This window comes from Bacillus sp. NEAU-CP5 (assembly GCF_026420705.1).
GTDB lineage: Bacteria > Bacillota > Bacilli > Bacillales > Bacillaceae > Bacillus > Bacillus velezensis.
In genome coordinates this window covers 565335-592229 of record NZ_JAPMOV010000002.1, presented here as the reverse complement: position 1 = coordinate 592229, position 26895 = coordinate 565335, and the positions used below count along the sequence as shown (strand labels likewise).

27 protein-coding genes and 1 pseudogene are annotated in these 26895 nt (G+C 43.3%); 23 read left to right on the top strand and 5 right to left on the bottom strand.

Annotated features, from left to right (window positions below):
* The first annotated feature begins 25 nt into the window (after positions 1 to 25).
* The 5 genes from OTK50_RS08105 (at position 26) to OTK50_RS08085 (ending at position 5171) form a co-directional block, all read left to right on the top strand.
* Positions 26 to 166 (top strand): YrzI family small protein, encoded by a 141-nt coding sequence (locus OTK50_RS08105; RefSeq protein WP_003152787.1) that lies wholly within the window; start codon positions 26 to 28, stop codon positions 164 to 166.
* A gap of 172 nt (positions 167 to 338) precedes the next feature.
* Positions 339 to 494 (top strand): hypothetical protein, encoded by a 156-nt coding sequence (locus OTK50_RS08100; protein ID WP_007408227.1) that lies wholly within the window; start codon positions 339 to 341, stop codon positions 492 to 494.
* Positions 495 to 666: 172 nt separating this feature from the next.
* The gene (locus OTK50_RS08095) at positions 667 to 1206 is read left to right on the top strand and encodes a class I SAM-dependent methyltransferase (RefSeq protein ID WP_224223695.1); all 540 of its coding nucleotides are present in this window, start codon (positions 667 to 669) and stop codon (positions 1204 to 1206) included.
* 209 nt (positions 1207 to 1415) lie between these two features.
* Positions 1416 to 1982, top strand: a complete 567-nt coding sequence (locus OTK50_RS08090) for a TetR/AcrR family transcriptional regulator (RefSeq protein ID WP_014418456.1) — start codon at positions 1416 to 1418, stop codon at positions 1980 to 1982.
* A 27-nt stretch (positions 1983 to 2009) separates the two neighbouring features.
* On the top strand, positions 2010 to 5171 hold the full coding sequence (locus OTK50_RS08085; RefSeq protein ID WP_224223694.1) for a bifunctional cytochrome P450/NADPH--P450 reductase: 3162 nt from the start codon (positions 2010 to 2012) through the stop codon (positions 5169 to 5171).
* Between the two features lie 149 nt (positions 5172 to 5320).
* Here the strand turns inward: OTK50_RS08085 and OTK50_RS08080 are convergent, their stop codons facing one another.
* Complete coding sequence (locus tag OTK50_RS08080) at positions 5321 to 6529, bottom strand: MFS transporter (protein WP_224223693.1); 1209 nt, start codon at positions 6527 to 6529, stop codon at positions 5321 to 5323.
* 124 nt (positions 6530 to 6653) lie between these two features.
* On the opposite strand from OTK50_RS08080, the gene OTK50_RS08075 reads away from it, so the two are divergent.
* From OTK50_RS08075 to manA, 6 genes are all read left to right on the top strand, one after another.
* Positions 6654 to 7538 carry a LysR family transcriptional regulator gene (locus OTK50_RS08075; protein WP_015240269.1) on the top strand — a complete coding sequence of 295 codons (885 nt, stop codon included), beginning with the start codon at positions 6654 to 6656 and terminating at the stop codon, positions 7536 to 7538.
* A gap of 67 nt (positions 7539 to 7605) precedes the next feature.
* The gene (ybaK, locus tag OTK50_RS08070) at positions 7606 to 8088 is read left to right on the top strand and encodes a Cys-tRNA(Pro) deacylase (RefSeq protein ID WP_012118054.1); all 483 of its coding nucleotides are present in this window, start codon (positions 7606 to 7608) and stop codon (positions 8086 to 8088) included.
* A 46-nt stretch (positions 8089 to 8134) separates the two neighbouring features.
* Entirely contained in the window at positions 8135 to 9052 is a 918-nt protein-coding gene (locus OTK50_RS08065; RefSeq protein WP_224223692.1) for an MBL fold metallo-hydrolase, read from the top strand.
* 229 nt (positions 9053 to 9281) lie between these two features.
* Positions 9282 to 11234: a BglG family transcription antiterminator gene (locus OTK50_RS08060; RefSeq protein ID WP_224223691.1), complete on the top strand. Its 1953-nt coding sequence runs from the start codon at positions 9282 to 9284 to the stop codon at positions 11232 to 11234.
* A gap of 152 nt (positions 11235 to 11386) precedes the next feature.
* The gene (locus OTK50_RS08055) at positions 11387 to 13345 is read left to right on the top strand and encodes a fructose-specific PTS transporter subunit EIIC (RefSeq protein WP_038459306.1); all 1959 of its coding nucleotides are present in this window, start codon (positions 11387 to 11389) and stop codon (positions 13343 to 13345) included.
* A gap of 14 nt (positions 13346 to 13359) precedes the next feature.
* Complete coding sequence (gene manA, locus OTK50_RS08050) at positions 13360 to 14307, top strand: mannose-6-phosphate isomerase, class I (RefSeq protein WP_224223690.1); 948 nt, start codon at positions 13360 to 13362, stop codon at positions 14305 to 14307.
* Between the two features lie 94 nt (positions 14308 to 14401).
* On the opposite strand, the gene OTK50_RS08045 is transcribed toward manA, so the two are convergent.
* On the bottom strand, positions 14402 to 15127 hold the full coding sequence (locus OTK50_RS08045) for a MurR/RpiR family transcriptional regulator (RefSeq protein ID WP_007612737.1): 726 nt from the start codon (positions 15125 to 15127) through the stop codon (positions 14402 to 14404).
* A gap of 236 nt (positions 15128 to 15363) precedes the next feature.
* On the opposite strand from OTK50_RS08045, the gene OTK50_RS08040 reads away from it, so the two are divergent.
* The 9 genes and pseudogenes from OTK50_RS08040 to OTK50_RS08005 all read left to right on the top strand — a co-directional run bounded on the left by OTK50_RS08040 (position 15364) and on the right by OTK50_RS08005 (position 21490).
* Complete coding sequence (locus tag OTK50_RS08040) at positions 15364 to 16176, top strand: Cof-type HAD-IIB family hydrolase (protein WP_266121856.1); 813 nt, start codon at positions 15364 to 15366, stop codon at positions 16174 to 16176.
* A 32-nt stretch (positions 16177 to 16208) separates the two neighbouring features.
* The gene (locus OTK50_RS08035) at positions 16209 to 17012 is read left to right on the top strand and encodes an HAD-IIB family hydrolase (protein ID WP_266121855.1); all 804 of its coding nucleotides are present in this window, start codon (positions 16209 to 16211) and stop codon (positions 17010 to 17012) included.
* A gap of 258 nt (positions 17013 to 17270) precedes the next feature.
* Positions 17271 to 17522: a DUF2651 family protein gene (locus OTK50_RS08030; RefSeq protein ID WP_025285029.1), complete on the top strand. Its 252-nt coding sequence runs from the start codon at positions 17271 to 17273 to the stop codon at positions 17520 to 17522.
* Positions 17523 to 17704: 182 nt separating this feature from the next.
* On the top strand, positions 17705 to 18205 hold the full coding sequence (locus OTK50_RS08025) for a DinB family protein (protein WP_014418445.1): 501 nt from the start codon (positions 17705 to 17707) through the stop codon (positions 18203 to 18205).
* A gap of 159 nt (positions 18206 to 18364) precedes the next feature.
* Entirely contained in the window at positions 18365 to 18886 is a 522-nt protein-coding gene (gene satA / locus OTK50_RS08020; RefSeq protein WP_224223686.1) for a streptothricin N-acetyltransferase SatA, read from the top strand.
* A gap of 113 nt (positions 18887 to 18999) precedes the next feature.
* Positions 19000 to 19062: a tetracycline resistance efflux system leader peptide gene (locus tag OTK50_RS19925; protein ID WP_134816631.1), complete on the top strand. Its 63-nt coding sequence runs from the start codon at positions 19000 to 19002 to the stop codon at positions 19060 to 19062.
* A gap of 33 nt (positions 19063 to 19095) precedes the next feature.
* Positions 19096 to 20472 carry a Tet(L)/Tet(K)/Tet(45) family tetracycline efflux MFS transporter gene (gene tet / locus OTK50_RS08015; protein WP_045208309.1) on the top strand — a complete coding sequence of 459 codons (1377 nt, stop codon included), beginning with the start codon at positions 19096 to 19098 and terminating at the stop codon, positions 20470 to 20472.
* 97 nt (positions 20473 to 20569) lie between these two features.
* A pseudogene (locus OTK50_RS08010) lies at positions 20570 to 20782 on the top strand (hypothetical protein); the annotation flags it as partial.
* A 171-nt stretch (positions 20783 to 20953) separates the two neighbouring features.
* Positions 20954 to 21490 (top strand): AAA family ATPase, encoded by a 537-nt coding sequence (locus tag OTK50_RS08005; RefSeq protein ID WP_038459287.1) that lies wholly within the window; start codon positions 20954 to 20956, stop codon positions 21488 to 21490.
* Positions 21491 to 21883: 393 nt separating this feature from the next.
* Here OTK50_RS08005 and OTK50_RS08000 read toward each other — a convergent pair whose 3' ends face one another.
* The 3 genes from OTK50_RS08000 to OTK50_RS07990 all read right to left on the bottom strand — a co-directional run bounded on the left by OTK50_RS08000 (position 21884) and on the right by OTK50_RS07990 (position 24134).
* The gene (locus OTK50_RS08000) at positions 21884 to 22441 is read right to left on the bottom strand and encodes a GNAT family N-acetyltransferase (protein WP_045208308.1); all 558 of its coding nucleotides are present in this window, start codon (positions 22439 to 22441) and stop codon (positions 21884 to 21886) included.
* A gap of 311 nt (positions 22442 to 22752) precedes the next feature.
* Complete coding sequence (locus OTK50_RS07995) at positions 22753 to 22998, bottom strand: hypothetical protein (RefSeq protein ID WP_129192912.1); 246 nt, start codon at positions 22996 to 22998, stop codon at positions 22753 to 22755.
* On the bottom strand, positions 22917 to 24134 hold the full coding sequence (locus tag OTK50_RS07990; RefSeq protein ID WP_045208306.1) for a DUF418 domain-containing protein: 1218 nt from the start codon (positions 24132 to 24134) through the stop codon (positions 22917 to 22919). The genes OTK50_RS07995 and OTK50_RS07990 overlap by 82 nt, the downstream gene beginning before the upstream one ends.
* A 264-nt stretch (positions 24135 to 24398) precedes the next feature.
* On the opposite strand from OTK50_RS07990, the gene yrkP reads away from it, so the two are divergent.
* Genes yrkP through psiE form a run of 3 tightly spaced genes read left to right on the top strand, consistent with a single transcriptional unit; the run spans position 24399 to position 26841 of the window.
* Positions 24399 to 25094 (top strand): two-component response regulator YrkP, encoded by a 696-nt coding sequence (gene yrkP / locus OTK50_RS07985; RefSeq protein ID WP_015417875.1) that lies wholly within the window; start codon positions 24399 to 24401, stop codon positions 25092 to 25094.
* Complete coding sequence (yrkQ, locus tag OTK50_RS07980; protein ID WP_224223685.1) at positions 25081 to 26379, top strand: two-component system sensor histidine kinase YrkQ; 1299 nt, start codon at positions 25081 to 25083, stop codon at positions 26377 to 26379. The genes yrkP and yrkQ overlap by 14 nt, the downstream gene beginning before the upstream one ends.
* Before the next feature lie 45 nt (positions 26380 to 26424).
* A complete protein-coding gene (gene psiE, locus OTK50_RS07975) occupies positions 26425 to 26841 on the top strand; it encodes a phosphate-starvation-inducible protein PsiE (protein ID WP_012118039.1) in 417 nt (138 codons plus the stop codon).
* Positions 26842 to 26895: the final 54 nt, after the last annotated feature.

Genomic DNA, 26895 nt, shown 5'->3' with positions numbered 1-26895 from the left:
GGATATTGAAAGGGGGTGAGCGATAATGACCATTAATCTTTTCTTTTTAACACTGACCATTTCAAAGCGTTTTAAAAGTGCGGAAGAGTATGAACGAGAACAGCAGGTCGAAGAGTTTTATAATGAAGCGAAAGAACGCCAGCTGAAACATTTTTATATGAACTAACGGACACGAAGGGCCAAAACGGAGGAGAAGGAGGAGATTATCATGTTCAGAATTGAACTGCTGAATCATTACACAATGGAGAAGGACCAGGTTTAGCGAGGATGTTGCTGTCACGTCGCAGACGGCCTGCATACCATGGTAAAGAAAGAAAAATTGGTAAGCGGGTGATAGCATGCAAGGCGGTCAGAACAGAATTCCATCCATCGGGCACGGGTATGCGTCAATGCCCCATTCATTTAAACACGGCTACGGCAACCCGTACCGCCGGCAGAGAATGGCGGCGCTTTCCCGGCAGACAAGATATATAGCACCGTATTATTGGTACTAGAGCAGGCGGAAAACCTACGTTTTCCGTCTTTTTTTTATGAAAACAAATATAAATTTCAAATAAATCGAAACGTTCATGAAGAGAAGTGCGTCTAGTTAGTACCTCATACTAATACGAGGTAATATTATTTCTGAATAATAAATCACAGGAATGGAAAAGCGGGTGTTATACAATGTTGCAACATACATCTTCAGCATTAAAACGAATGCGCGCGAAATACTTTGCTGCATCAGAACCGGCAGAGTCAGTCATTCAGCAAATCTTGATGGACATACAGGAATACGACCGCATTTTGGAAATCGGGACCGGAAACGGCTCAATGTTTAAACAAATCATCGGACAGCTTGAAAAGGGCAGTCTTAAAAGCATAGAAGCATCGAAACGTAAAATACGGAAAACACAGCGCGCAAACCGTTCGGTTATAAAAGCCGGGCTCGGAAACATTCAGCAGGGAAGGCCGGAAAGCATACCGTTCCGCGACCGCAGCTTTCATAAAGTCTTCTCATTACATACTGCTGAAACAGTCAGCGATTACCGGACAGCATGTAAAGAAGTGTACCGCGTTCTTCAAATTGACGGGTGTTTCTATATGGTTTTGAAACCTTCGCGGATGAGTGAGAAGGATGTGATTGGGGTGCTCTATGATCAGCATTTCAGAGACATTTCAGTTGTCAGCAGAGATTCATTCCATTTTATTACTGCCATTAAATAGAATATTTCTTGGGAAATAAAAAGAGCTGCTTAAGTCACTGCAGCTCTTTTTGTGAAATTGGGCATATTTCCTTATTTTTGGTTATTTCACATATATTTTATATTAAAAAAAGTTTTTTTCTTATACAATGGTAATCAGATGACCGTACATTTTAAATATTTTGAACAAACGGAATGAATATTCATTCCGCATTTAGAAAGGGGGATGAAATGACAGCTTCAAACAAGGTTGAACTCATTATGAAAGCGTCGCTTACTTTGTTTACAGATAGAGGATTTGACGCCACGACGATTCCGATGATTGCCGCTCAGGCCGATGTCGGAACCGGCACAATTTACCGTTACTTTGACAGTAAAGAGACACTTGTGAACGTACTGTATCAGGAAAGTGCGCAGCGTTTTATGAAAAAAGTCAAAACAGACTTTCAGGGGATATCTGTAAGAGAAGGGTTTCATCACCTGTTTTATTGTCTGATTGATTTTACGAAGGAAAGTGAGTATGCATTGTTTTTTCTTGAAACGAATAAGGACGCCTACTTTCTGAATGAAACGAGCCGTAAGCTTCTTGATGAAATAACACAGATGCTTGACGTCTTTTTTCAGCGCGGCAAGTCTGAAGGCGTGCTCCGCAATCTGCCGTCCAATGTGCTGATGGCGCTGCTGCTCGGGGCATATCTCAAACTCTATCAGCTTGTCCGGACGGGAAGCGTCGAAATAACAAAACCGTTTCTGAAAGAATTGGAACAATGTTCTTGGGATGCCATCAGAACTCATTAATTATACGCCGAAGGAAGGAAGATCGATATGAAACAGCTAAGCGCTATACCGCAGCCGAAAACATACGGGCCTCTGAAAAATCTCCCTCACTTGGAAAAAGAAAAACTGTCACAATCGCTTTGGAAAATTGCCGAAGAATACGGCCCGATCTTTCGTTTTGAATTTCCGAGCTCTGTCGGGGTCTTCGTATCAGGCCGCGAGCTCGCGGCAGAAGTCTGTGATGAAAAGCGATTTGACAAAAATCTCAGCAAAGCCTTGCTGAAAGTCCGTGAGTTTGGCGGTGACGGACTATTTACGAGCTGGACTCACGAAAAGAACTGGCAGAAAGCGCATCGGATTTTATTGCCGAGCTTCAGCCAGAAGGCGATGAAAGGCTATCATTCAATGATGCTGGATATTGCCATGCAGCTCGTGCAGAAGTGGAGCAGATTAAATCCGAATGAAGAAATTGACGTTGCCGAAGATATGACGCGCCTGACGCTGGATACAATCGGCCTGTGCGGATTTCATTACCGCTTTAACAGCTTTTACCGCGACACACAGCATCCTTTTATCACAAGTATGCTTCGTGCGCTGCAGGAGGCAATGCGCCAATCGCAGAGACACAGCCTGCAGGACAAGCTGATGATCAAAACGCGACATCAGTTCCAGCAGGATATTGAAGAGATGAATTCGCTTGTAGACCGGATCATCGCTGAGCGGAGGGAAAATCCGGATGAGAATCTGTCTGACCTTTTAGCATTGATGCTTGAAGCGAAAGACCCTGTAACGGGGGAAAGGCTGGATGATGAAAATATCCGTTATCAAATCATTACCTTTTTGATCGCTGGGCATGAAACCACAAGCGGGCTGCTTTCTTTTGCGATATACTGCCTGCTGAAAAATAAAGATAAATTGAAAAAAGCTGTTCAGGAAGCCGAGCGGGTGCTGACGGGAGAGACCCCTGAATATAAGCAGATTCAGCAGCTGACATATATCCGCATGGTGCTAAACGAGACTTTGCGGCTGTATCCGACTGCCCCGGCATTTTCTCTGTACGCGAAGGAAGATACGGTTCTCGGCGGGAAATATCCGATTGCGAAGGGACAGCCGGTGACGATTCTGACTCCGCAGCTGCACCGGGATAAAAGCGCGTGGGGAGAAGATGCCGAGTCATTCCGCCCGGAAAGGTTCAGTGATCCCGCGGCAATTCCGGCTGATGCATATAAGCCGTTCGGAAACGGACAGCGAGCATGCATCGGGATGCAGTTTGCCCTTCAGGAAGCGACAATGGTGCTCGGCCTTGTCCTGAAACACTTTGAACTGATTGATCATACCGATTATGAGCTTACGATTAAAGAAGCTCTAACCATTAAGCCCGGTGATTTTAAAATCCGTGTGAAAAACAAGGACGTGTCCAATCATCAGCCCGTACAAAACCATAAAGCTGAAGGAAGCGGTCACAAAGAAGAAACGAAAGAAATCCCGTCCCACGGAACGCCGCTTCTCATTCTTTACGGATCAAATTTAGGAACTGCGGAAGGAATCGCGGAAGAGCTGGCTGATATCGGAAGAAGCAAAGGATTTTCAACTGAAACCGGCCCGCTCGATGATTATGCCGGGAAACTGCCTGTAAAAGGCGCGGTCGTTATTGTTACGGCTTCTTATAACGGGGCGCCGCCTGATAATGCGGCGGGTTTTGTGAAATGGATGGAAACCCTTGAAGATCAGGAATTAAAGGGTGTTTCTTACGCCGTTTTCGGCTGCGGAGACCGCAACTGGGCCGCCACTTACCAGAGGATCCCCCGCCTGATAGACAAAGTGCTTGAAGAAAAAGGGGCAAAACGGCTGACCTCTATCGGGGAGGGCGACAATGCCGATGATTTTGAGTACAGTCAGGAAGCCTGGGAAGACTCATTCTGGAAGGACATCATGAAGGCTTTTCATATAGAGGCCGCTCCAAAACAGACAAACAAATCACAGTTATCAATCGAATACGTAAGTGAAGCAGCCGAGACGCCGATTGCCAAAACGTACAAAGCATTTGAGGCGGAAGTCATCACAAACAAAGAGCTTCATACCGAAAGCAGCAAGCGCTCAGTCCGGCATATTGAGCTGCGTCTCCCCGAAACAGAAACGTATCAGGAAGGAGATCATCTCGGGGTGCTTCCGCAAAACAGCGGGGAACTGATCAGCCGTGTCATTCGCCGATTCGGTCTTGATCCGAACCAGCACTTTAAGATCAAGGGCCGGCAGCTGCCTCATCTGCCGATGGACCGGCCGGTTAATGCGCCGGAGCTTTTGGCGACCTATGTAGAGCTGCAGGAGCCGGCAACGAGAGCCCAGCTTCGCGAACTTGCCGCACATACCGTATGCCCGCCGCACCAAAAAGAATTGGAGCATCTTTATTCTGATGATGCGGCATATAAAGAAAACGTGCTGAAAAAACGAATGACCATGCTGGATCTGCTGGAAGATTATCCTGCATGTGAACTGCCGTTTGAGCGCTTTTTAGAACTTCTGCCGTCCTTAAAGGCGCGCTATTATTCAATCTCAAGCTCACCGAAGGCAACCAGCGGGGAGCTCAGTATCACGGTCGGCGTTGTGACGGCTCCGGCATGGAGCGGCCGTGGGGAATACCGGGGCGTGGCTTCGAACTATTTAGCCGGATTACAAAAAGGCGATTCTGCCGTCTGTTTCATTCGCTCGCCGCAGTCGGGTTTTGCATTGCCTGAAAATCCGAAAACGCCTCTCATTATGGTCGGAGCAGGCACAGGAATTGCGCCGTTCAGGGGATTTATCCAGGCACGCGCTGCCGAAAAAATGTCCGGTAACATCCTGGGCGAAGCTCATTTATACTTCGGCTGCCGGCATCCTGAAGAAGACGATCTGTACAAAAATGAATTCGACCATGCGGAGAAAAACGGCCTTGTCACCGTGCACCGGGCGTATTCCAGATTAGATCAGGACTGTAAAGTTTACGTACAGGATGTTCTGCTTCGCGAGGCTGAACAAATTATTGCTCTTCTTGACCAAGGCGGCCATCTCTATATATGCGGTGACGGAAGCAAAATGGCTCCGGCCGTGGAAAATGTACTGCTTCAGGCGTATGAAAAGGTGCATAACACTGATTCAAAAGTTTCCTTGGAGTGGCTTGAACAGCTGCAGGCGGAAGGAAGATATGCGAAAGATGTTTGGGCAGGTATGTAATAGAAGAGTGAGACAACTGAAGAATGTTTTTTAATTGAAGAAAGCCGGCACGATATTTGAAATCTACTGAATCAAAAGGAATAGTTATAGGGAGTATCGTGCCGGCCTTATCTTTAGTATCGGACAAAAGGCACAAATCTTTAATGTTTTTATTGATTTACATGCAGGCGGCTATGTCCCTTTTTTCTGAATTCCGCCAGAAATAAAACCGGATAAGACAGCAAAAGCAAAACCGAAATAAATGAAATGATACCGATCCAATGAAAATGCGTCCAAAAGAAACCGCCGCAAGACCCGGCCACACTTGAACCGATATAGTATGCAAGCAGATATAATGAAGAGGCTTGCGCGCGATGATCACCGGCTGCGCGGCCGACCCAGGCGCTTGCGATCGAATGCGCGCCGAAAAAGCCGAAGGTAAAGACGGCAATCCCCGCGATTTTAAGCGCAAGCTGGGGCAAAAGTGTCACCGCTGCGCCGGCAAGCATAACAAAAATCGCAATCTTAATCATTTTCGCGCTTCCGAAAAGATCTGCTTTTTTCCCCATATAGACCGAGCTGAACGTTCCCGCGAGATAGACAATAAAAATAAAACCGATCACAGTCTGCGACAAATGATAAGGAGCCGCCATTAAATGAAAGCCGATATAATTATATAATGTCACAAAACTCCCCATTAATATAAATCCCAGAGATATTAACAAAAGCAGCCGTTTGCGGTGCAGGACCGCTCCGTATTCCTTACATGCCGCTTTTACGCCCGCATGCCGCTCAGATGAATGGCGCGGAGCCGGAAGAAAACGCCAAAACAAATAGCTTAATACAATAGAAAGAATGCCGATGATGGCAAGCGCCGGCCGCCAGCCGAATACATCGGTCAGAAGCCCCGTTAACAGCCTGCCGCTCATTCCCCCGATGCTTGTGCCGCTGATATACAAGCCCATCATTTTCCCCAGGCCCTTCGGATCAAACTCCTCGCCTACATATGTCATAGCGACAGCCGGAACGCCTGCCAGGAAAATACCGAGCAGCCCCCTCATCGCCAAAAGCGCCGGAAAAGCCGGACTGAACGCTGTTAATAAACCTAAAACAGAAGTAGCTGTTAACGACAGCACCATTAATTTTTTTCTGCCGAATCCGTCAGACAACGAAGCGGCGGCCAATAATGAAAATGCCAAAACGGCTGTTGAGATGGATAAAGTTAAGCTGGCAGCCGCAGCGGAAATATGAAACTCTTCCGAAAACAAAGGCATAAGCGGCTGTGTCGTGTAAAGCGTGGCGAATGTCACAAAGCCGCTGATAAACAGAGCCAAGCTGGCCTTTCTGTAAGCCTTTGTATGAGGCTGGATAAACGTCATGAATGTCCCTCTTTTCTCACTGTTGGTTATATATGTATCGTACGCTTTTCATTTCAATGTGTCTAATTTATAATAACTATAGAATTAATGCGTGTAGATTATGAAGAAAGGGGAGAAGGAGAAAATGGAGCTTCATCAAATTGACAACTTCATTGCGGCGGCAGCTCATCAGCATTTCACAAATGCGGCAAAAGAAAGAATGATTTCTCAGCCGGCATTAAGCCGATCGATTATCAGGCTCGAAGAAGAATTAGGCGCGCCGTTATTTTACAGAGAGACAAAAGCGGTCCGGCTGACAAGGCACGGAGAGCAGTTCTTAATAAAAGCAAAACAAGCGAGACGAGCTCTAAATGAAGGCGTTGAACAAGTGAAAAAGAATATGAGCCTGGAACACGGCGAAATATCTGTATCATTTCTTCATACGCTCGGGCTGCGCTTAATGCCTCAGCTGATTGCCGAATTTAAAAAGCTATACCCAAACGTGACCTTCCGGCTTTATCAAGGCGCAAATGAAACGCTTCGCAAAATGGTGGAAACGGGAGATGCGGATATCTGTCTCAGCTCCCCGCCGCTTCCCAGCGAGCTTTTACAATGGACGGTGCTGGAGAAAGAGCCTCTTTACGCGGTGCTTCCCGAGAACCACCCGCTTGCAGGAAATAAAAGCATTCAAATGAAAGAGATGCAGGACGAGGATTTTGTGGGTTTTAAACCGGGATACGGGCTGAGATATATGTTTGATCTGATGTGCCGGGATTTGAATATACACCCGCATCTCGCATTTGAAGGAGAGGAAGTGTCAACCATATTAGGACTGACCGCCGCGGGTCTGGGGGCTGCAGTGCTGCCGAAAACCGCGGAGCATTCATACTTTCCGGTCGTTTTTCTTCCGGTTGCAGATTACCAATGCGAACGCACCATAGCGTTAGCCCAGCTGAAAAACCATGCTCTCTCTCCCGCTGCTGAGCGTTTTAAACAGTTTGCACTTGAGTATTACAAAGCACGCAACTGAGCGGTCATTTTATTAAAATCGAAGTTGAAAATAAAGCAGAAAGAAATACAGAAAACGGAGGAAAACCATGGCGAAAAAAACAGTGAAAACAAATGCTGTCCGTATCATTGAGCAGCAAAACATTCCCTATGAGCTATTAGGTTACAAAACAGAAGGGGGACAGCCCGCAGACGGTCTTTCCGTTTCACAAAAAATCGGATACGCTGCCGAATATGTTTATAAAACCTTAGTGGCATCTGCAGGAACTGACCGTTATTACGTCTTTGTCGTTCCCGTTGCAAAAGAACTGAATCTGAAAAAGGCTGCGAAGGCGGCAGGTGAGAAGAAAATAGAAATGATTGCCATGAAGGACCTTTTGGGAGTAACCGGCTATATGCGCGGCGGCTGCTCTCCGATCGGCATGAAAAAAAGGTTTCCGACTTTTATTGATAGATCCGCTGAAACACTGGAGTTTATGATTGTCAGTGCGGGGAAAATCGGAATGCAGCTGAAAGCAGCGCCTCAAGATTTAGCCGAAGCAAGCGGGGCGGTATTTACAGACATTGTATAAATGTCCGATGAATCTAATGGAATACACGTGTCAAGGGAGAATGATAATGAAAAATAGATATGAAAACTTGAATGGCGTGAAGAATGAACATGGATTCAGGGACATGTGGAAATGGATGAAAGAACGAAGAGAGAAAAGCAAAGACTTAAGCGAGAACATTCCGAAAGCGGTCACTAGGGATGTCCGTGATGTTGCCGTCAATCGGACGGAAACCGCCGTAACATGGATCGGCCATTCTTCATTTCTGATCCAAATACAGGGGCTTAACATAATGACCGACCCTGTATGGGCGCGGCGGATGGGTTTTCAAAAACGGCTGACAGAGCCGGGATATGAATTGAGCGAACTGCCCGACATTGATGCCGTGCTCATTTCACACGGGCATTATGACCATCTTGATTTTCCGAGTATAAAAAAACTGAGAGGAAACCCGGATTTTTACGTGCCTGCGGGATTGAAAAAGCTGTTCAACAAAAAAGGCCGCAAAAAGGTCCATGAAATGAATTGGTGGGATCGTTTTGAGATGCGGGGGGTGAATATATCATTTGTTCCGGCCCAGCACTGGACACGGAGAACGCTTTGGGATACCGATACCTCTCATTGGGGAGGCTGGGTCATAGAAAGCGAAAACGGCGAGTCCATCTATTTTGCAGGAGATACAGGCTATTTTGAAGGCTTTAAAGAAATCGGAGAGAGGTTTCGTATTAAGGCGGCCCTGATGCCGATCGGGGCATACGAACCGGAATGGTTTATGCAAGTGTCACATATCAATCCGGAAGACGCCGTGAAAGCGTTTTTGGAGCTGAAGGCTGACAGCTTCATTCCCATGCATTACGGGGCATTCCGGCTTGCTGATGATACAGGACCGGAAGCATTAAGCAGACTGCACGGCGAGTGGGATCGGCTTGCATTACCTCCTGAAAACCTGAAAGCATTAGCGCTTGGCGAAACATTTTGGCTGTAACAGCAGGGTTTCGCTGCCGACACCAATCGTTTAAAGACGATTGGTGTTTTATTGTCAATCAAAGGTGAATTGTCTCTGTATAAAACATGATTTTTCCGGAACCTGCGGTAAAAAACAAAACTTTTTACTCATTTGTTTCACTATAAAATGAAAACGGTTTCGTATGCGCAGTATATTTAACCTATCACAATTGCTCCAGCAGAAACGGACAGGAAGGATAGAAAAACAGATGAAATACATGAATTCAAGGCAGAAAAAGATTTTGTATCTGTTGTTATCTGAACCTGATGACTACTTAGTTGTGCAAGATTTTGCAGACAGGGTCCGCTGTTCTGAAAAAACGATCAGGAATGATTTGAAAACGATTGAAGATTTCCTGAATGAACATGCTCAAGCTCAGCTGATCCGCAAACCGGGATTAGGCGTCTATTTACATATATCTGAACAGGAAAGGTCACGGTTAAGCCGGCAAATTTATAATGAGCACTTTACATGCAGGCACAAGACCGATGAAGAAAGAATACTTCACATCGCTTATGATTTATTAATGAATTCAAAACCCGTTTCTGCAAAAGAAATTGCCGCACAGCATTTTGTAAACAGAGCTTCCATTAAAAAGGATGTAAGTGCGGTTGAAGAGTGGCTGAAGCGATTTGATCTCACGCTGGTTTCTAAACAGCGGCTCGGCTTAAAGATTGAAGGGGACGAAAAAAACAAAAGAAAAGCATTGGCGCGAATTTCAGATTTGATTGATAATACGGAGTTTACAAGCCAATTTATAAAAAGTAAGTTTTTAAGTCATGAAGCGGACTTTGTGAGAAAAGAAATCAAGTTATTACAAAAAAACCATTCTATCTATTTTACGGATGAAACATTTGAAAGTTTGCTGCTGCATACATTGCTGACTATCCGCCGTATCAAAATGAAACAGCCGGTCGCCATTTCTGCAAGACAGCTGGACGCGGTAAAAAAGAAGAAAGAATATGAATGGACACTGGCTTGTTTAAAACGGCTTGAGCCGGTATTTGCCATACGGTTTCCTGAGGAAGAAGCCGTCTATTTAACTTTACATATAATAGGCGGGAAAGTCCGCTATCCATCACAGCAAGAAAAGAAGCTTGATCTTGAAGATTCTGAGCTTTCCAAAGTCGTCAGGCATTTGATCAATCGTGTTTCAGAACTGCAAAAGCTGGATTTTCATAAAGACCAGGAACTGATCAACGGATTGAACATTCATCTCGATCCGGTGTTGAAGCGGCTGAGCTATGATCTCTCTGTTTCAAACCCCATGCTTCACGACATCAAAAAAATGTACCCTTATTTGTTTCATCTTATCATTGACGTTTTAGAAGACATCAATCAAACATTTGATCTCTGTATTCCTGAAGAAGAGGCGGCATATTTGACGCTGCATTTTCAGGCAGCGATCGAACGGCTGCGCCGAAGCAGTCATAACCCTAAAAGGACGATCATCGTCTGCCATATGGGCATTGGCATGTCGCAATTGCTGCGGACTAAAATTGAACGCAAATTTCATCACATTACGGTAAAAGACTGTATCGCAAAAGCGGAGCTGACAGAGTATATCAAAAAGCATAAAGATATAGATTTCGTCATTTCTACGATAGGGCTTGGAAATGTAACGATCCCTCATATTGTCGTATCACCGCTTTTGGAGTCTGCTGATGAAAAGAAGCTCAGCGCATTTATGCAACAGCTTGATACATCACACCGCCGGGAGCAAAAAACGTTTAAAATGCTGAACGACACGACTCCGTTTCTCGTTTTTTTACAGCAAGAGACAGAGCACCGTTATCAGGTTATTGAAAAGCTGGCGCAGGCTTTGTATGAAAAAGGCTATGTAGAAAAAGAGTATGGCATTCATGCAGTAATGAGAGAAAAAATGTCGGCGACAAATATCGGGGCGGGTATTGCTATCCCTCACGCGAACTCTAAATATATCAAACAATCAGCCATTGCAATCGCCACCTTAAAAGAGCCGATTGAGTGGGGGACGGAAAAGGTGTCGCTCGTTTTTATGCTTGCCGTCAAACACGAAGATCAAAACAAGGTAAAGCAATTATTCAGTGAGCTTTCCTATCTTAGCGAGCAGCCGGCATTTATTCAAAAACTGACGGAAGAAAAAAATGTAATGACGTTTTTATCGTATTTAAACTATTAAAAGCAGGGAATGGCTCCCTGCTTTTTTTCTGTTTATAGGGAAAAATGCCGTTATTTCCGGAACTTATGGTAAAAAAACGCGCTTATCACAGGCTGATTTCAGTATAAAGTTGAGACAAGATCTTGAAATTCAGACTGCAAAGGAGGATTTATATGAAACTGTTAGCGATTACATCATGTCCGAACGGCATTGCCCATACGTATATGGCTGCTGAAAATTTACAAAAAGCAGCCGGCAGATTAGGCGTTGAGATCAAAGTGGAAACCCAGGGCGGAATCGGGGTGGAAAATAGGCTGACCGAAGAGGAAATCCGGGAAGCAGACGCAATCATTATCGCGGCGGACCGTTCGGTGAACAAAGACCGATTCGCGGGAAAAAAGCTGCTGGCCGTCGGGGTTCAGGAAGGCATCCGCAAACCGGAAGAATTAATTCAAAAAGCGCTTAGCGGTGAAGTGCCGGTCTATCAATCTGCTTCAAAAGCTGAATCCGCAAGTCAGCAGGGCAAAAAACAAAACCCGATTTACCGTCATTTAATGAACGGCGTTTCTTTTATGGTTCCTTTCATTGTCGTCGGCGGATTATTGATTGCGGTTGCATTGACGCTTGGAGGAGAAAAAACACCAAAGGGCTTAGTCATTCCGGACGAGTCTTTTTGGAAAACGATTGAACAGATCGGCAGTGCTTCTTTTTCATTCATGATCCCGATTTTAGCCGGGTACATCGCGTTCAGCATCGCTGATAAGCCGGGTCTTGTCCCCGGAATGATCGGCGGATATATTGCGGCATCCGGCAGCTTTTACGACAGTGCAAGCGGCGCAGGATTCCTCGGAGGAATCATTGCGGGATTTTTGGCGGGATATGCGGCGCTTGGAATCAAAAAATGTAAAGTTCCTAAAGCAATACAGCCGATTATGCCGATCATTATTATTCCGGTGTTTGCCTCACTGATCGTCGGTTTGGCGTTTGTATTTCTGATCGGCGCCCCCGTAGCTCATATTTTCGCATCATTAACAGTTTGGCTTGCGGGAATGAAAGGTTCGAGCTCAATTCTTCTGGCATTGATTTTAGGAGCGATGATCTCCTTTGATATGGGAGGACCCGTAAACAAGGTGGCCTTTCTTTTCGGATCGGCAATGATCGGAGAAGGAAATTATGAAATTATGGGCCCGATTGCCGTTTCCATTTGTATACCGCCGATAGGGCTTGGGATTGCAACGTTTTTAGGAAAAAGAAAATTCGCCGCCGCAGAAAGAGAAATGGGAAAAGCTTCATTTACGATGGGCCTATTCGGTATCACGGAAGGGGCCATTCCATTTGCGGCCCAAGACCCCCTTCGAGTGATCCCGAGTATTATGGCGGGTTCTATGACCGGCTCGGTGATAGCGATGATCGGCCATGTGGGGGACAGAGTGGCACACGGCGGCCCCATCGTTGCTGTACTTGGAGCAGTAGATCATGTACTGATGTTTTTTATCGCTGTAACAGCAGGCTCTCTTGTCACCGCTCTGTTGGTTAATGTACTGAAGAAAGATATGGCGAAATCCCCCGCGCCCGGCGAGGTGCTGCCGTCTGCCGCACCAAATGAAGCTGCAGCGGCAAAAGAAACAAAGGAACCATCTCAGGCTGACAGCCGAAAAGCCGGGATGACCGAAATCAAAAAACTGACTGACATTATCAGTACGGACTTGATTGAACCGCATTTATCCGGCGAAACGAGGGATGACATTATCGATGAAATGATCGAGAAAATGTCCCGTAAAGGTATGCTGCTGTCTGACAGCGGATTTAAGCAGGCCATTTTGAGCCGGGAACAGCAGGGAACCACGGCGATAGGTATGAATATCGCCATTCCGCACGGAAAGTCTGAAGCCGTCAAAACGCCGGGTGTCGCATTCGGAATAAGACGTTCGGGTGTTGACTGGAACAGCCTTGATGGTTCTGATGCAAAACTGATTTTTATGATTGCCGTACCGAAGGAAAGCGGCGGAAATCAGCATCTGAAAATATTGCAGATGTTATCCCGAAAACTGATGGATGACAGCTATCGGGAAAGGCTGCTCGCCGTTCAGACAAAAGAAGAGGCGTATGAGCTTCTGGAAGAAATCGAATAAAGCGGGGGATGATCATGTCTACTGAACCGATATTTTTCAATCCGGTTTTCAAAGAAAGAATTTGGGGAGGCGCCGCCCTGCGTGATTTTCACTATAATATTCCGTCCGAGCGGACAGGGGAGTGCTGGGCCTTCGCCGCTCATCAAAATGGACAGAGCACAGTTCGAAACGGCATGTATAAAGGATGTACGCTCGGTGAATTGTGGGAGCATCACAGAGATTTATTCGGAAACCTAGAAGGAGACCGTTTTCCTCTTCTTACAAAAATTTTGGACGCGGACCAAGACCTTTCCGTTCAGGTGCATCCGAATGATGACTTTGCCAAAATGCATGAAAACGGGGAACTTGGAAAAACCGAATGCTGGTATATCATTGATTGTGCAAAAGAGGCGGAGATCATTTTCGGCCACAACGCAACAACAAAAGAAGAACTGATATCCATGATTGAGGGCGGAGAATGGGACGGGCTCCTGAACAGAGTTAAGGTAAAGCCGGGAGATTTCTTCTTTGTCCCAAGCGGCACCGTTCACGCGATTGGAAAGGGCACACTTATTTTAGAGACGCAGCAAAATTCAGATACGACTTACAGATTGTATGATTACGGAAGAAAAGATGCGGAAGGCAGGATGCGCGAGCTCCATCTGGAAAAAAGTATAGACGTGATAGACATTCCATCTGTCCGTGAACGGCCGACCGTTCAATATAAACAAACAGATGATCTGCTGGCAGCTGTTTTAATAGAATGTCCTTATTTTTCAGTCGAAAAGTGGGTTGTAAAAGGTGAAGCAAATCTATTCCAGCATCATCCCTTCCTTCTTGTCAGCGTGATCGAAGGAGACGGAATAATGATTGCAGGCGGGCATGAATATCCCTTTAGAAAAGGAGATCATATTCTCCTGCCTTCCGGTTTGGGAGAATATAAACTGGCAGGCCATGCAAATTGTATTGTGTCTCATCTGTGATCCTCAAAACCCTTCTCTTGCATCAGAGAAGGGTTTCTCATCACTTTTGCAAAAATACCGAAATTTCCTGCGTATCAGTGGTTCGTTCCTGAATTTATTCTCTCAATTTGTATATCTCCCGAGCCATCGATTCAAGTATGTACATAGCGGGGATTTGGGTGGTGACATTCGCATTTTCAACCCATTCTTCCGTCACGTAATATGAAATATTCACATCGGACATTTTGGCAATGGTTGAATGTTTATGATTTGTAATACTGATGACCCGGCTGCCTTCTTGTTTTAGCTGATTCAGATGAGTCACCGTAGAATCTCCTTCACCTGAAACCGATAATGCGATCGTGATGCTGTTATGACGGAAATGGGAATGGGCCGGAAAGTAAGGATCTTTAATATACATTGAAAGTTTCCCTAAGCACGAAAAATATCTGGCTCCGTATTCGGCGAGAATTCCCGAACTTCCCACTCCGATAAAAATGACGCTTTCTGCATCGGCCGCAAGGGCTGCTGCTTCCTTCAGCTTTTCTTCCATCCCTCCGCTTACTGTTCTTTCAAAAAACTCGGCAACGGAATGGTGGGGACTCTTTAAAATCGTTTTTTTATTTGCCTCCGTATACATTTTCAGCTTCACCTTAAACTCCGAAAACCCTTCACAGTTTATTTTTTTGCAGAAACGTAAAATAGAAGCCGTAGATACATGGGTTTCATTTGCCAATTCACGGATTCGCATATAGACGACTTTCTCGCTGTTTTGGGAGATGTAGTTGTATAAAGAAGTTTCAAGCTCGTTAAATGAAGCAATCATTTCGTGTGTGAACATGCAGGGGGATTCTCCTTTTTATGAGAATGGTGAATGTACATCTAATCGTAACATATCATTTTTAAAAGAAACATAGTGTTATATTTATGTGACAAATCACTTTTTGTGTCATTCAAAACAAGACGTCAGCCAATGATTTACGGCGCAAAACAACTGCGGATATAATTCGTTCATACGCTTTATGCGTGATCTCTTCAAGGGTCTCTGACAAAAGCGGCCGAAAAAAGGAGGACAATATGAGTATCAAACTGATAGCGGTTGATATGGACGGAACGTTTTTGAATGATGAAATGGCATATAACAAAGAGCGTTTTATGAATCAGTATCGTGAATTAAAAGCGCAGGGAATTAAATTTGCCGTAGCAAGCGGAAACCAATATGCGCAGCTTACATCCTTTTTTCCGGAGATCGAAAGTGAAATCGCTTTCGTTGCCGAGAATGGCGCTTTCGTCGTGAATGCCGGAGAAGAATTATTCGCGGGTAACATGTCTGAAGACACTATAAAAGCAGTGATCTGTGCTTTAGAGCAGTATGAGGTGAAAAACGTCATTGTCTGCGGAAAAAAAAGCGCGTATATTCATGAAAATGCCAGTGAAGATGAATATCTGCATGCCAGTAAGTATTATTATGTGTTAAAAAGGGTGCCGCATTTTGAAAACATCGATGATCACATTTTGAAATTTTCCATCAGCTTTCCCGCCGAACATTGTTCCGCACTTCTGAGCCATTTAAAAAACGCAATCGGGTCTTTCGTTACGCCTGTATCAAGCGGGCACGGTGACATAGATCTGATCATACCGGGGCTTCATAAAGCAAGCGGGATTAAGCTTCTCCAGAAACAATGGGGGATAAATGATGAAGAATGCGCGGCCTTCGGAGACAGCGGCAATGATTTGGAGATGGTGTCTGCCGTGAAATACGGAGTCGCTATGGATAATGCGCAGGAAAGCATTAAACAGGCTGCCGCGTATATCACGCAATCAAACAATGAAGAAGGGGTCTTAAATGCGATTGATTCCATTCTCAAATGTGAAAAACCCTTTGTCTGAAAAAGACATTTTAACTGCGGAGGTGCTGAACGATGATTAAATTAGTGATTACGGATTTAGACGGCACATTTTTAAATAATCAAGGCGATTTTGACAGAACGTTATTTGAAAAGACAAAACGAGTAATGGAGGAACAGCATGTCGCTTTCGCCATCTGCACCGGGAAGCAGTGTGAAAGGGTGGAAGCTTTATTCGGAGAAGACGCGAAAGATTTTTGGATTTTAGGAGACAGTGCCACACGTATAAAAAAGAACGGCAAATTCGTATATGAATCTTTGATCAGCAATGATGCGGGACTGTCAATTATAGGCGCTTTAGAAAAAATCAGCTGCGGGCATAGCATTATCGCATGCACAAAAAATGGCGCGATCGTAAAAGAAAATCTGTCTGAAAGTGAGATGAAATATGTAAATGCCTCTTATGCACATGTAACGAAAATAACTGATTTTACTGAGATAAAAGACGATTTTATCAAGATTACGGTTCATGATCCCGACGCCAACTGTCCGGAAACGAGAGAAAAGCTGCATGAATTTTTTCACCAATTATATATCGTAGCATCAGAGGATACCTGGATGGACATATCAAATATCGGAATACATAAAGGAACAACAGTACAAGAACTGCAGCGATTATTAGGGGTTTCGGCTGATGAAACAATGGCGTTCGGAGACGGCCGCAATGACAAAGAATTGATGGAAGCGGCATCCTACAGCTTTGCGGTTAAGAATGCCATTGACGAAATAAAAGATGCGGCGCACTTTGTCATCAAATCAAATGAGGATAGCAGCGTCATGCATACGATTATGAGAATATTAGCGCTGCAAAAACAATGATGGGCTAAAATCAATGCGGCAGGACTTACTAGGGAAAGAAAAAGCGGGCTATTCTCAGACTTTAATTCACTCCTGATTTACCTAAAATATGTTAAAAATGAATAAATATCTATATTTGACTCGATGACATTGGTATAATATGTATAAAATGAATGAAACGGCATAATATCAAGATGAAAAAAATCACTTCATATCAGACAAAAAGTAGGAACTTCCTCGTTTTTAAATAAATTGTGAGGTGTTTGTATTAGCCCGCTGTTGAGTCCCGCGTATATCATTCTTATTTTTCTTCCGGCAGCTTCTTTTCTGTTAGGGATATTAGGGTATTTCATCTTTAAAAAAGTATGGATGATGGTTGTTATTGTCTTCATTTTGTCCTTGATATTCATGTTTATTGTAATAGGTGCCGAGCCGACATTTTTTATTTGGGTGGCTATGATGACGGGGAGCTGTTTTGTCTCCGGTTCAATCACTAAGACGATATGGACTTTTGCAAAGAGAAAATATTAGACAGAAGAATCCTGCTTGAACAGCTATCCTTTTTTTGTCGATTGAAGAAAAAGAAGTATAGAGTTATCTGTTATGCTTCTGTTGAGAATGTCTGTCTTCGTTTTGTTCTTTTTTAACTAAACGGAGCACTATAATTGAACTGTAGATACATAGAAAAACAAAAAAAGATAAGGAGGATTTTTATGTTTCAAACCTTAGACCATTTTTTGAAATCTTGGGAGTTCGAAGCCGATGCGACACAGAAACTGCTGAATCATCTGACTGATGAATCGCTTAAACAAGAAATCACTTCACAACATTGGACTTTAGGCCGTATTGCATGGCATACTGTCGCGGCCATTCACATCATTACCTCAAACACAGATTTAACGTTTCACGCTCCGGCTGAAGATTATCCTGTTCCTGCATCGGCGCGGTTTATTGCTGAGAGTTATCATCAAGCCAGTAATGCATTTGTACAGGCGTTAAAAACGCAATGGACTGACGATACACTTCAAGAATGTGTCAACTTTATTGGTCAGCAATTGCCGAATGGTTCACTTTTGCTGTTTTTAATTCAACATCAAAATCATCATCGAGGACAAATGACTGTCCTTATGAGACAAGCAGGTTTACCTGTTCCGGGTATTTATGGTCCGGCAAAAGAGGAATGGACAACATTTGGTTTGGAAGCTCCGAAATAGGATGTTGTTGTAAGGGCTCGGATGAATAGATGATACCAATCGATGTTGGTATCTTTTTTGTTTTTTAGCGTTATTAAACCGGTATCCATGACATGCCGCCGAATCAACAGTTCAAAAGATGTAAATTAAAAGGTCAATAAATGCAGAAAGGTGATTATGATGATAACTAAAATGACGCGATTCAATATGAAAGACTTCAATAAACCAAACGAACCTTTCGTTGTTTCAGGGAGAATCATCCCTTCATTTGAGGACAATGTTTGGACATATACAGAGGAGAAATTTGCTGAACCTTATGTCAAAAAATATGACGATGAAGACATTGATGTCAGTTATATTGAAGAAGAGGATAAAGCTGTCTTTTTTTATTACGCAGAGACCGACTGTGTCGGCCGGAGTAAGCTTCGTTCTAATTGGAATGGATACGCACTGATTGAAGACATTGCCGTTGCAAAAGATTATAGAAAAACTGGTGTCGGGACGGCTTTATTACATAAAGCGATTGAGTGGGCAAAGGAGAATCATTTATGCGGTCTTATGCTTGAAACACAAGATATTAATGTTTCAGCTTGTCATTTTTATGCCAAAAATAACTTTGTCATAGGAGCGGTCGATACAATGCTTTATTCCAATTTTTCAACAGCAAATGAAATTGCGGTTTTTTGGTACTGTAAATTTTAAAGATAACAGTATTTGATGTTTCGTCATTTAGCGGGTGTGTGTCGCGAAGTATTCAAAACATCGGCTTGAGGATTTATAATAAGGTATATCAATCAATGCAGGGGGAGTTATGGATGAAGTGCAAAAAAATGAACAGGGTCCAATTAAAAGAGGGAAGCGTATCAATGGCCCTATAAACTGCGTCTGCCCTCATTAATGGAGGGAAAGTTGTGAATACGCCTTATTCACAGTCAGCTTTACGGCACAACCAAGTGTTCATTTGGCTTTGTGTTCTGTCATTTTTCAGCGTATTCAATGAAATGGTTTTGAACGTCTCGCTGCCTGATATCGCCAACGATTTTCATAAACTGCCAGCGAGTGCAAACTGGGTGAACACGGCCTTTATGTTAACCTTTTCCATCGGAACTGCTCTGTATGGGAAGTTATCAGATCAACTGGGCATCAAAAAGCTGCTCCTATTTGGAATTATGGTAAATGGCTTCGGATCGATCATTGGATTTGTCGGACACTCTTTCTTTCCTGTACTCATTCTGGCCCGATTTATTCAAGGGGCTGGTGCAGCCGCATTCCCGGCTCTTGTGATGGTTGCAGTAATACGCTATATTCCGAAAGAAAACAGGGGTAAAGCATTTGGTCTGATCGGGTCGCTGGTGGCAATGGGGGAAGGCGCCGGACCAGCTATTGGCGGAATGATCGCTCATTATATTCACTGGTCATATTTGCTGCTTATTCCGACAGCAACAGTTATCACCGTTCCATTCCTGATGAAATTGCTGGAAAAGGAAGAAAGAATCAGCGGGCGCTTTGATATGACGGGGATTATATTAATGTCTGCAGGCATCGTATTTTTGCTGCTGTTTACAACGTCATATAGAATGTCTTTTCTGATCATCAGTATTCTAGCTTTCCTGATATTTGTGAAACATATTAGGAAAACTCAAAATCCCTTTGTTGACCCTGCACTGGGGAAAAATGTCTTGTTTATGATGGGCGCCCTTTGCGGAGGCCTGATATTCGGCACTGCAGCAGGATTTGTGTCTATGGTTCCTTATATGATGAAAGATGTTCACCATTTAAGTACTGCGGCAATTGGAAGCGGGATTATGTTCCCCGGGACAATGAGCGTCATCATCTTCGGTTACATTGGAGGATGGCTTGTTGATCGGAAAGGTTCTTTATATGTGCTGACCATTGGGATTGCATTGATGTCTTCCAGTTTTTTAATCGCTGCCTTTTTCATAGATGCGGCACCTTGGCTCATGACCGTTATAATCGTTTTTGTTTTTGGGGGGCTCTCCTTCACAAAAACGGTTATATCTACAATTGTGTCTGGCAGTTTGAAACAAAAGGAAGCCGGCGCCGGAATGAGTCTGCTTAATTTTACAAGCTTTTTATCAGAAGGGACGGGTATTTCGATTGCAGGCGGTTTATTATCGATCCGCTTGCTGAATCAAAGGCTGCTGCCTGTTAACGCTGATCATTCCGCTTATTTGTACAGTAATATGCTCATTCTTTTTGCAGGAATCGTTGTTATGAGCTGGCTGGTAACCGTGAATGTCTATAAACGTTCGCGAAGAAATGACTAAAAGGGAAAAGGATCAAACTTGATAGAAGTTTTGATCCTTTTTTTGAGGAGCTTCCTTATTCCGAAACCTTTTGGCGATCAATGAAAGGGGAGTTAAAGTGAATTACATTTATAAGAAAAAGGAAAAGAAAACTGGAAATTGTATCATTTCAATCAGAGATAAATGGGAGAATGCACTTATTGAGTTTGAACAAAAAAATAATCAAATTGAGATTATGATCAATTATCGTAACGAGAAAACAACCAAGTTTTCACTGCCAATCGAGACTTTTGAGAAAGTGTACGAGGATATTAAAATAGGCCGGAGAGAAAAGTTAATTATTCTGTTTGAAAATGACCATGAAGTTCGTAAGCAGTATGGTTTTAACACGCATTTGGATTCCCTTGGCATAGTAAAGGTTTTTGGGGATTTATATTAAAATAATAGTAAGAACCTTGTGCAGCGGACAGGGAGTTTCGTTGCTTTATAAGGAGAGGGAACTATGAAAAAAAATATTCACATACTGGGAGCCTCCGGAGTCGGAACTTCAACATTGGGTGTTGCATTATCAAAGCATTTGCCTCATACGCATCTTGATACTGATGATTACTATTGGACAGATAAATTCACTAAGAAAAGAGAAATTCCTGAAAGAAGAAAGTTGCTTGAAAAAGACTTGACAATAAATGAGAAATGGATTCTTTCTGGCGCAGTTTGCGGCTGGGGCGATGATCTAAAAAGTTATTTTGACCTTGTCATCTTCTTATGGATTCCGCAAGATATACGGCTTGAGAGATTAAGGCAGAGGGAATTTCAGCGTTATGGAAACGAAGTGTTAGCCGGCGGCAGTAAATATGAACAATCAAAAACATTTTTAGAGTGGGCTTCTTTATATGATAATGCCGGAATGGAAGTTAGAAGCAAAGCTTTACACGAACATTGGATGGCAGATTTATCTTGTCCATTGCTAAAAATTGAAGGAGATTACTCAGTCAATGAAAGAGTTGATCGTGTCTTGGATTATCTGAATTCAAACTAACGGATGGAGATAACTGCAAAATCCAAAAGTCAAAGGCAGTTCCGGCCATTTTAACGGAGCTGTTTTTTTATACCGCTTTCAGTTTCTCTGTTGTGAAGTGATTTATTTTCGGCAGCATCCCACAATAGAGAAGTGATTTGTTCTTCGTTAAGTTCTCCATTTCATTTTCAGACCAAATTCAAGCCCTCTCATAACGAGAAGGGCTTTCCGCCTTTTAATACTTTCTCCTCAAAAAGAAGGGGAAGGCTTTATCCGTTTATCCCTCGTATCGTTTATTAATCAACTCTGTAAACATAGGGAATTATTGGTTAACTTAGAATTTTTTCGATCCAAACAAATATCTTTAAAAAAGTTACCGGCAACTTTCTGCGGCATATCGCAGTGTTCAATTGTTTAGTCCTTTTTTTTCATAATCTTTACAAATCTGAAAAAGTCATCATCATCCGGCAGGGGCTTGTCATCTTCGCGTCCATTGCGATGCATATGCGGATCAGAGTGATGTTCATTGTAGAACTCTACGATATGGAATCCGCACTTATTCACATAGAAGTTGATATTTCGCTTTTCAAAATAAGGTGTCACGGTTTCCCAAAGCACAGTATCCGGATACTGTGCTTCTATGGCTTTCCAAGCAGAAAGACCAATCCCCTGGCTGTGATGTTCTGGAGATACATAGAATAAATCTAGCGAATTATGATGTGTTTCGCTGTTGATACGTACTACTGCACCACCTACCTTCTCACCATCCCGAAGAATATGATATACGACTGCTCCGGGAGCGTCGAAAGACTCCTGAACATCATTGTCCGATGGAATCGGTCCATCTTCGCAATCACCGAACGTTTCAATCACGGCGATCGCAAAGGCTTCTTGTAATTTTTTTTGGAATTCTGGCAGATCAGATTCCTTTGCTGGTTTCAGAATAACTTTTGGTTCCTTTTTTGTTTTCATGATTGCTCACTCCCTCAGTTGCTGAAATAACGAGCCCAGTCGTTCAGTAAAACATTCCAGCTGCTCTGCCGCTTTTTCTTCCGCGGTAAATTTGGCGTTAAAATACTTCAAAAGCTTTCTCCTGTCTTTTTGTATGATGTCTTTTTCTTTGTTTCCTTGGAAAACAAGCTGCATGTAACTCTTATTTACTATCGTTCACTGCCGTATTAAGTGTGGTACGCGGGATTTGCAATCATTCTCAAACTTTACCTGCGAAAAGTTGCAAAAATAGTCGAATGTGGCGCCTTTGCCTATGAACATGCGTAAAAGATTCAAATTCGATCATGAGCAATGCACATTGAGTAAACTCCGGTGAATTTATTAGCCCAAAGAAACCTAAATGATATGAAAATAACTAGTATATATATCAAATCTGTCCGTTTAATGCCCACTCTCTCAACAACTAATTTGAAGTCATGCAATCTGTGCAAAGGGGTTATTTCGGAATTGATTTTTCCGAATGCAGCGGAGTCGCTTTGGGACTTCCGTTTACATTGCCGTACGTCAGCTTGCGCCATATCAATTCCATCGGACCGTACTTAAACCGTTTCAACCACAATGTACTAAAGCTCATAAGCACGAAGTACACGGCCAGACTGAACATGAACGTGCCGGCGGATTGAATATGATCGGCAAGCCCGAATCCGTACCTGAGGAACAGAACTGTTCCAATGATAGAGTGAAGCAGATAACAGGTCAATGACATCCGTCCGACTTTGGTGAATATCATCATAGGGCCTCGCAGCTGAGGAACGTATAGAAACAGCATTGCAAAAGTGCTCATATAAAACATACTTCCGGTTAAGCCGCCATTTTGACCCAAGACAGAGGAAATGTCCTTCCACAGCATATTCTCAGAAAGATTAAACATGTCTAGTAATATACTGCTTTGTGTTATTAGAAAAGCGATTGTGCTGATGATCCAGATACGCTTCCATATGAACTTTTTTGCTTCCATGTCTTTGAAAAATTCCATCTTAACAAAGTACACGCCCAGCAGAAACATGAGAAACATGGAATAGATCATAGAGAAAGAGCCAGCCGCCATCGTGACCATATCTGTCCACCGAGTGCTGATGGATTCCATGTAGGTAAGGCTTGTGTGGCTAAACAAAGTAAACTCTGAAAAATTCGGGTTTTTTGACCCTGCAGTATTGATGACATTGTACAACATTGTGAAAACAGGAGTCAGGAATTGAAACACGATAAGTGCGATAATCCATCTAAGTACCGTTTTGGCCGTGCGTTGATAGAAGGCGAGTAACAGGAAGCCGCTTACGGCGTAAAAGGTCAATATGTCACCGACCCAAACAAATGTGATGTGCAAAATGCCAAATCCCAACAGGATAGATAACCTACGGGCAAACAGCTTGTTGGGACTATCTACCTTCTGCGCGGCTCGATCCATAAAGATCATAAACCCAACTCCGAACAAGAAGGAGAATAATGTAACGAATTTCCCTTCGGCAAACCAGGAAACCAGATTGTGCAGGACGTCATCGGAGGCCATTTCGAATCCCTTTACTGAATCTACGATCAGAAAATAGTTGACAATAATAATGCCAAGCAAGGCAAATCCACGTACGATATCCAGAAAATGAACCCGTTCCCGCAGACTCACTGGTTGCCCGCGTTCTTCTTTTTGTACAATCATATCAATACTCCTTTCCCATTTACCATTGCAATGTGCAGTGCGGATCTGAAAAACTCGAGCCTTACAATGGATAAATATAAAGACAGAATCTTAACAATTTATGAAGGTTCATCATTTTTTTAAAAATGTGACAAAATTGTGGCGGACATCAGCTTTCATAAACTGTTAAGATTTACGTAGTATCTTATAACGTACGTTACTTATGAATGATATATAGTAAGGTCACACGAGAAATAACATCAAGAATCATGAGGTGAAAGAGGCATGACCCATCGAATATTAGTCGTAGAGGATGATCATGATATTGGTGATCTTTTGGAGGAATCCCTTATGCGAGCAGGCTACGAGGTGCTAAGAGCCAAGGATGGAAAGCGAGCATTGCAACTTGTGAATGATTCGCTTGATTTGGTTATTTTGGATATTATGATGCCAGGCATTTCGGGAATCGAAACCTGTCAGCACATCAGGGAAACCTCTAACGTCCCAATTCTGTTTCTGACGGCCAGATCGAGTACACTCGATAAAACTGAGGGATTACTCGCCGGCGGCGATGATTATATGACTAAACCCTTCTCGGAAGAGGAACTTCACGCTAGAGTGATTGCCCAATTACGCAGATATACAATCTATCAGGAAAAGAAGGAACAGGAAGAAACATTTCTTATCGGGGGCAAACTGAGAGTGAGCGAAGAATTTAATGAGGTTTGGAAAGAGGAGCAGCAAATCAAGCTGTCAGATCTGGAATATCGTATCCTGAAACTTTTGATGAGCAAACGCAACAAAATATTTTCTGCTCAAAATATATATGAGAGTGTGTGGGGACAGCCTTACTTTTACTGTTCTAACAATACGGTGATGGTGCATATTCGGAAACTGCGCTCCAAAATTGAGGATGATCCGGCACGTCCGGTTTATATAAAAACTGAATGGGGAAGAGGATATCGATTTGGCACATCGTAAATTCACGCTAACCAAAAAACTGGCTTTGCTGATCATGGTTGCTGCGATTGTGAGCGGTGTGATCTTTCTGACGTTGCAAAAGATTACAGATGATCTGATCGAGGGATATCTGAGTTCGGATGAGTATTATCACAAGGAGTCAGCGAGATACATTCAAAAATTCAGTCAGTACGTTTCAGAAAATGGGTTGTCTACATCGGATAGAAAAGCGTTTGGCGAGTGGGTCAAAAAAGAAAATTACATTAACCTCACCATATTCAAGGATCAGGAGCTGCAATATGATTCCGTTTATTCCGAATCCGATTATGGAAAAGAAAAGCTGACTCAGTATGCTCAAAATCATTCACATCCTGTCAAGTTCAGCGATGGTGAAGGACGAGTCATTATCGACGGTTTCTACTCTTCCCGATATTATGATCTGGCCTTTACATTGGATTTGCTCGGTGCAACCCTCATCTTTTTAATCATTGTTCTCTTGGGCATTCGCCAAAGTCTTCGCTACCTTAAAACGCTTCACCAAGAGATTCATATTCTTGAAGGGGGCCAGCTGGACTACGAGATGACGATAAAAGGGCATGATGAATTAGCGATGATTGCAAAGAGCATTGAGGATCTGCGGAAAGCTTTCTTGGACAAACTTAAAGCGATCGAGGAATTGCAAGCAGAGAGCCGCAGCCTGGTTACCGAAATGTCGCACGATATGCGCACACCGCTGACGTCGCTGATCATGAATCTGGAGTTTGCCAAAAAAGAAGGGGGCGAAGCGGGTGCCAGCAAAGATAGTTATGTAGCCAATGCTTATGGTAAAGCACTGCAATTAAAAAACTTGTCTGACAATCTGTTTGCATACTTCCTGCTGAATAAGGAACATGGGGCCGACCTGGAGACCGTTGCAGTGAAAGAAGTGATCTACGATCTAATATCAGATCAGATTGCTATCCTTCATCAGGAGCATTTCCGGGTCCATATTTCAGGCGAGTTTCCGGAAACCTATATTAACGTGAATTTGGAGGAGCTTGGTCGTGTATTTGATAATGTGATGTCAAACTTATTTAAATACGCAGATCCGGAAGAAGAAATCAGCATCACGTTTGTATCGGATCAAGAAATATTTGAGATTCATATTAGCAATACGATTAAACTTGCGGATGTAACGCCGGAAAGCAACGGACTCGGTGAAAGAAGCATTGCGCGAATGATGTCGCGCATGCAGGGGCAGTTTCACAGTATACAAAAGAATTCCAAGTACTGCATCGTGCTGCGATTTTGGAACAGAAAGATGTAGGCTGCGGATCAAAACGACGAAAATATTGAAATAGGAGACAACAAGATGAGATTTTCCAACAATTTTAAAAAGGCGCCTTACCTGTTACAAGCGCTTCTCAATGTCTGCCTGTTCTTCCTGGCGATAGCCTTAAGCGGACTTCTGATCAGCGAGACATGGTACATTGTGCAATTCGTATACAAGTCACTGTTCAACAAAGTGGACAGCTATTATGAGATGCTTGGGGAACTGCTTATATTCTTCATGTATTTTGAGTTCATTGCTTTGATTATCAAATACTTCAAATCAGACTTTCATTTCCCGCTTCGCTACTTTATTTATATTGGCATCACGGCTGTCATTCGTTTGATAATCATCGATCATGATCAGGCGATCTCAACGTTCTGGTGGGCGATGGCCATTCTTGCAATGATTTGTGCATTCTTTATTGTCAATAGACGAAATTCTGTTGTTGAACATTAATAAATTAGTTCACTTTATACCGATACGCCACTGAAATGTCCTATGACTTACTTG

Excerpts from the sequence above, each read along its gene's own strand:
- OTK50_RS08035 (WP_266121855.1), top strand. The coding sequence starts at position 16,209 with ATGATTAAATTAGTGATTACGGATTTAGACGGCACATTTTTAAATAAT.
- OTK50_RS08100 (WP_007408227.1), top strand. The coding sequence starts at position 339 with ATGCAAGGCGGTCAGAACAGAATTCCATCCATCGGGCACGGGTATGCG.
- OTK50_RS08055 (WP_038459306.1), top strand. The coding sequence starts at position 11,387 with ATGAAACTGTTAGCGATTACATCATGTCCGAACGGCATTGCCCATACG.
- psiE (WP_012118039.1), top strand. The coding sequence starts at position 26,425 with ATGAGATTTTCCAACAATTTTAAAAAGGCGCCTTACCTGTTACAAGCG.
- OTK50_RS08080 (WP_224223693.1), bottom strand. The coding sequence starts at position 6,529 with ATGACGTTTATCCAGCCTCATACAAAGGCTTACAGAAAGGCCAGCTTG.
- OTK50_RS08045 (WP_007612737.1), bottom strand. The coding sequence starts at position 15,127 with ATGTTCACACACGAAATGATTGCTTCATTTAACGAGCTTGAAACTTCT.
- OTK50_RS08095 (WP_224223695.1), top strand. The coding sequence starts at position 667 with ATGTTGCAACATACATCTTCAGCATTAAAACGAATGCGCGCGAAATAC.
- OTK50_RS08090 (WP_014418456.1), top strand. The coding sequence starts at position 1,416 with ATGACAGCTTCAAACAAGGTTGAACTCATTATGAAAGCGTCGCTTACT.
- satA (WP_224223686.1), top strand. The coding sequence starts at position 18,365 with ATGATAACTAAAATGACGCGATTCAATATGAAAGACTTCAATAAACCA.
- OTK50_RS08000 (WP_045208308.1), bottom strand. The coding sequence starts at position 22,441 with ATGAAAACAAAAAAGGAACCAAAAGTTATTCTGAAACCAGCAAAGGAA.
- OTK50_RS08060 (WP_224223691.1), top strand. The coding sequence starts at position 9,282 with ATGAAATACATGAATTCAAGGCAGAAAAAGATTTTGTATCTGTTGTTA.
- OTK50_RS08040 (WP_266121856.1), top strand. The coding sequence starts at position 15,364 with ATGAGTATCAAACTGATAGCGGTTGATATGGACGGAACGTTTTTGAAT.
- OTK50_RS08085 (WP_224223694.1), top strand. The coding sequence starts at position 2,010 with ATGAAACAGCTAAGCGCTATACCGCAGCCGAAAACATACGGGCCTCTG.
- ybaK (WP_012118054.1), top strand. The coding sequence starts at position 7,606 with ATGGCGAAAAAAACAGTGAAAACAAATGCTGTCCGTATCATTGAGCAG.
- OTK50_RS07995 (WP_129192912.1), bottom strand. The coding sequence starts at position 22,998 with ATGGCGCAAGCTGACGTACGGCAATGTAAACGGAAGTCCCAAAGCGAC.
- OTK50_RS07990 (WP_045208306.1), bottom strand. The coding sequence starts at position 24,134 with ATGATTGTACAAAAAGAAGAACGCGGGCAACCAGTGAGTCTGCGGGAA.
- manA (WP_224223690.1), top strand. The coding sequence starts at position 13,360 with ATGTCTACTGAACCGATATTTTTCAATCCGGTTTTCAAAGAAAGAATT.
- OTK50_RS08065 (WP_224223692.1), top strand. The coding sequence starts at position 8,135 with ATGAAAAATAGATATGAAAACTTGAATGGCGTGAAGAATGAACATGGA.
- yrkP (WP_015417875.1), top strand. The coding sequence starts at position 24,399 with ATGACCCATCGAATATTAGTCGTAGAGGATGATCATGATATTGGTGAT.
- OTK50_RS08025 (WP_014418445.1), top strand. The coding sequence starts at position 17,705 with ATGTTTCAAACCTTAGACCATTTTTTGAAATCTTGGGAGTTCGAAGCC.
- OTK50_RS08005 (WP_038459287.1), top strand. The coding sequence starts at position 20,954 with ATGAAAAAAAATATTCACATACTGGGAGCCTCCGGAGTCGGAACTTCA.
- OTK50_RS08075 (WP_015240269.1), top strand. The coding sequence starts at position 6,654 with ATGGAGCTTCATCAAATTGACAACTTCATTGCGGCGGCAGCTCATCAG.
- OTK50_RS08105 (WP_003152787.1), top strand. The coding sequence starts at position 26 with ATGACCATTAATCTTTTCTTTTTAACACTGACCATTTCAAAGCGTTTT.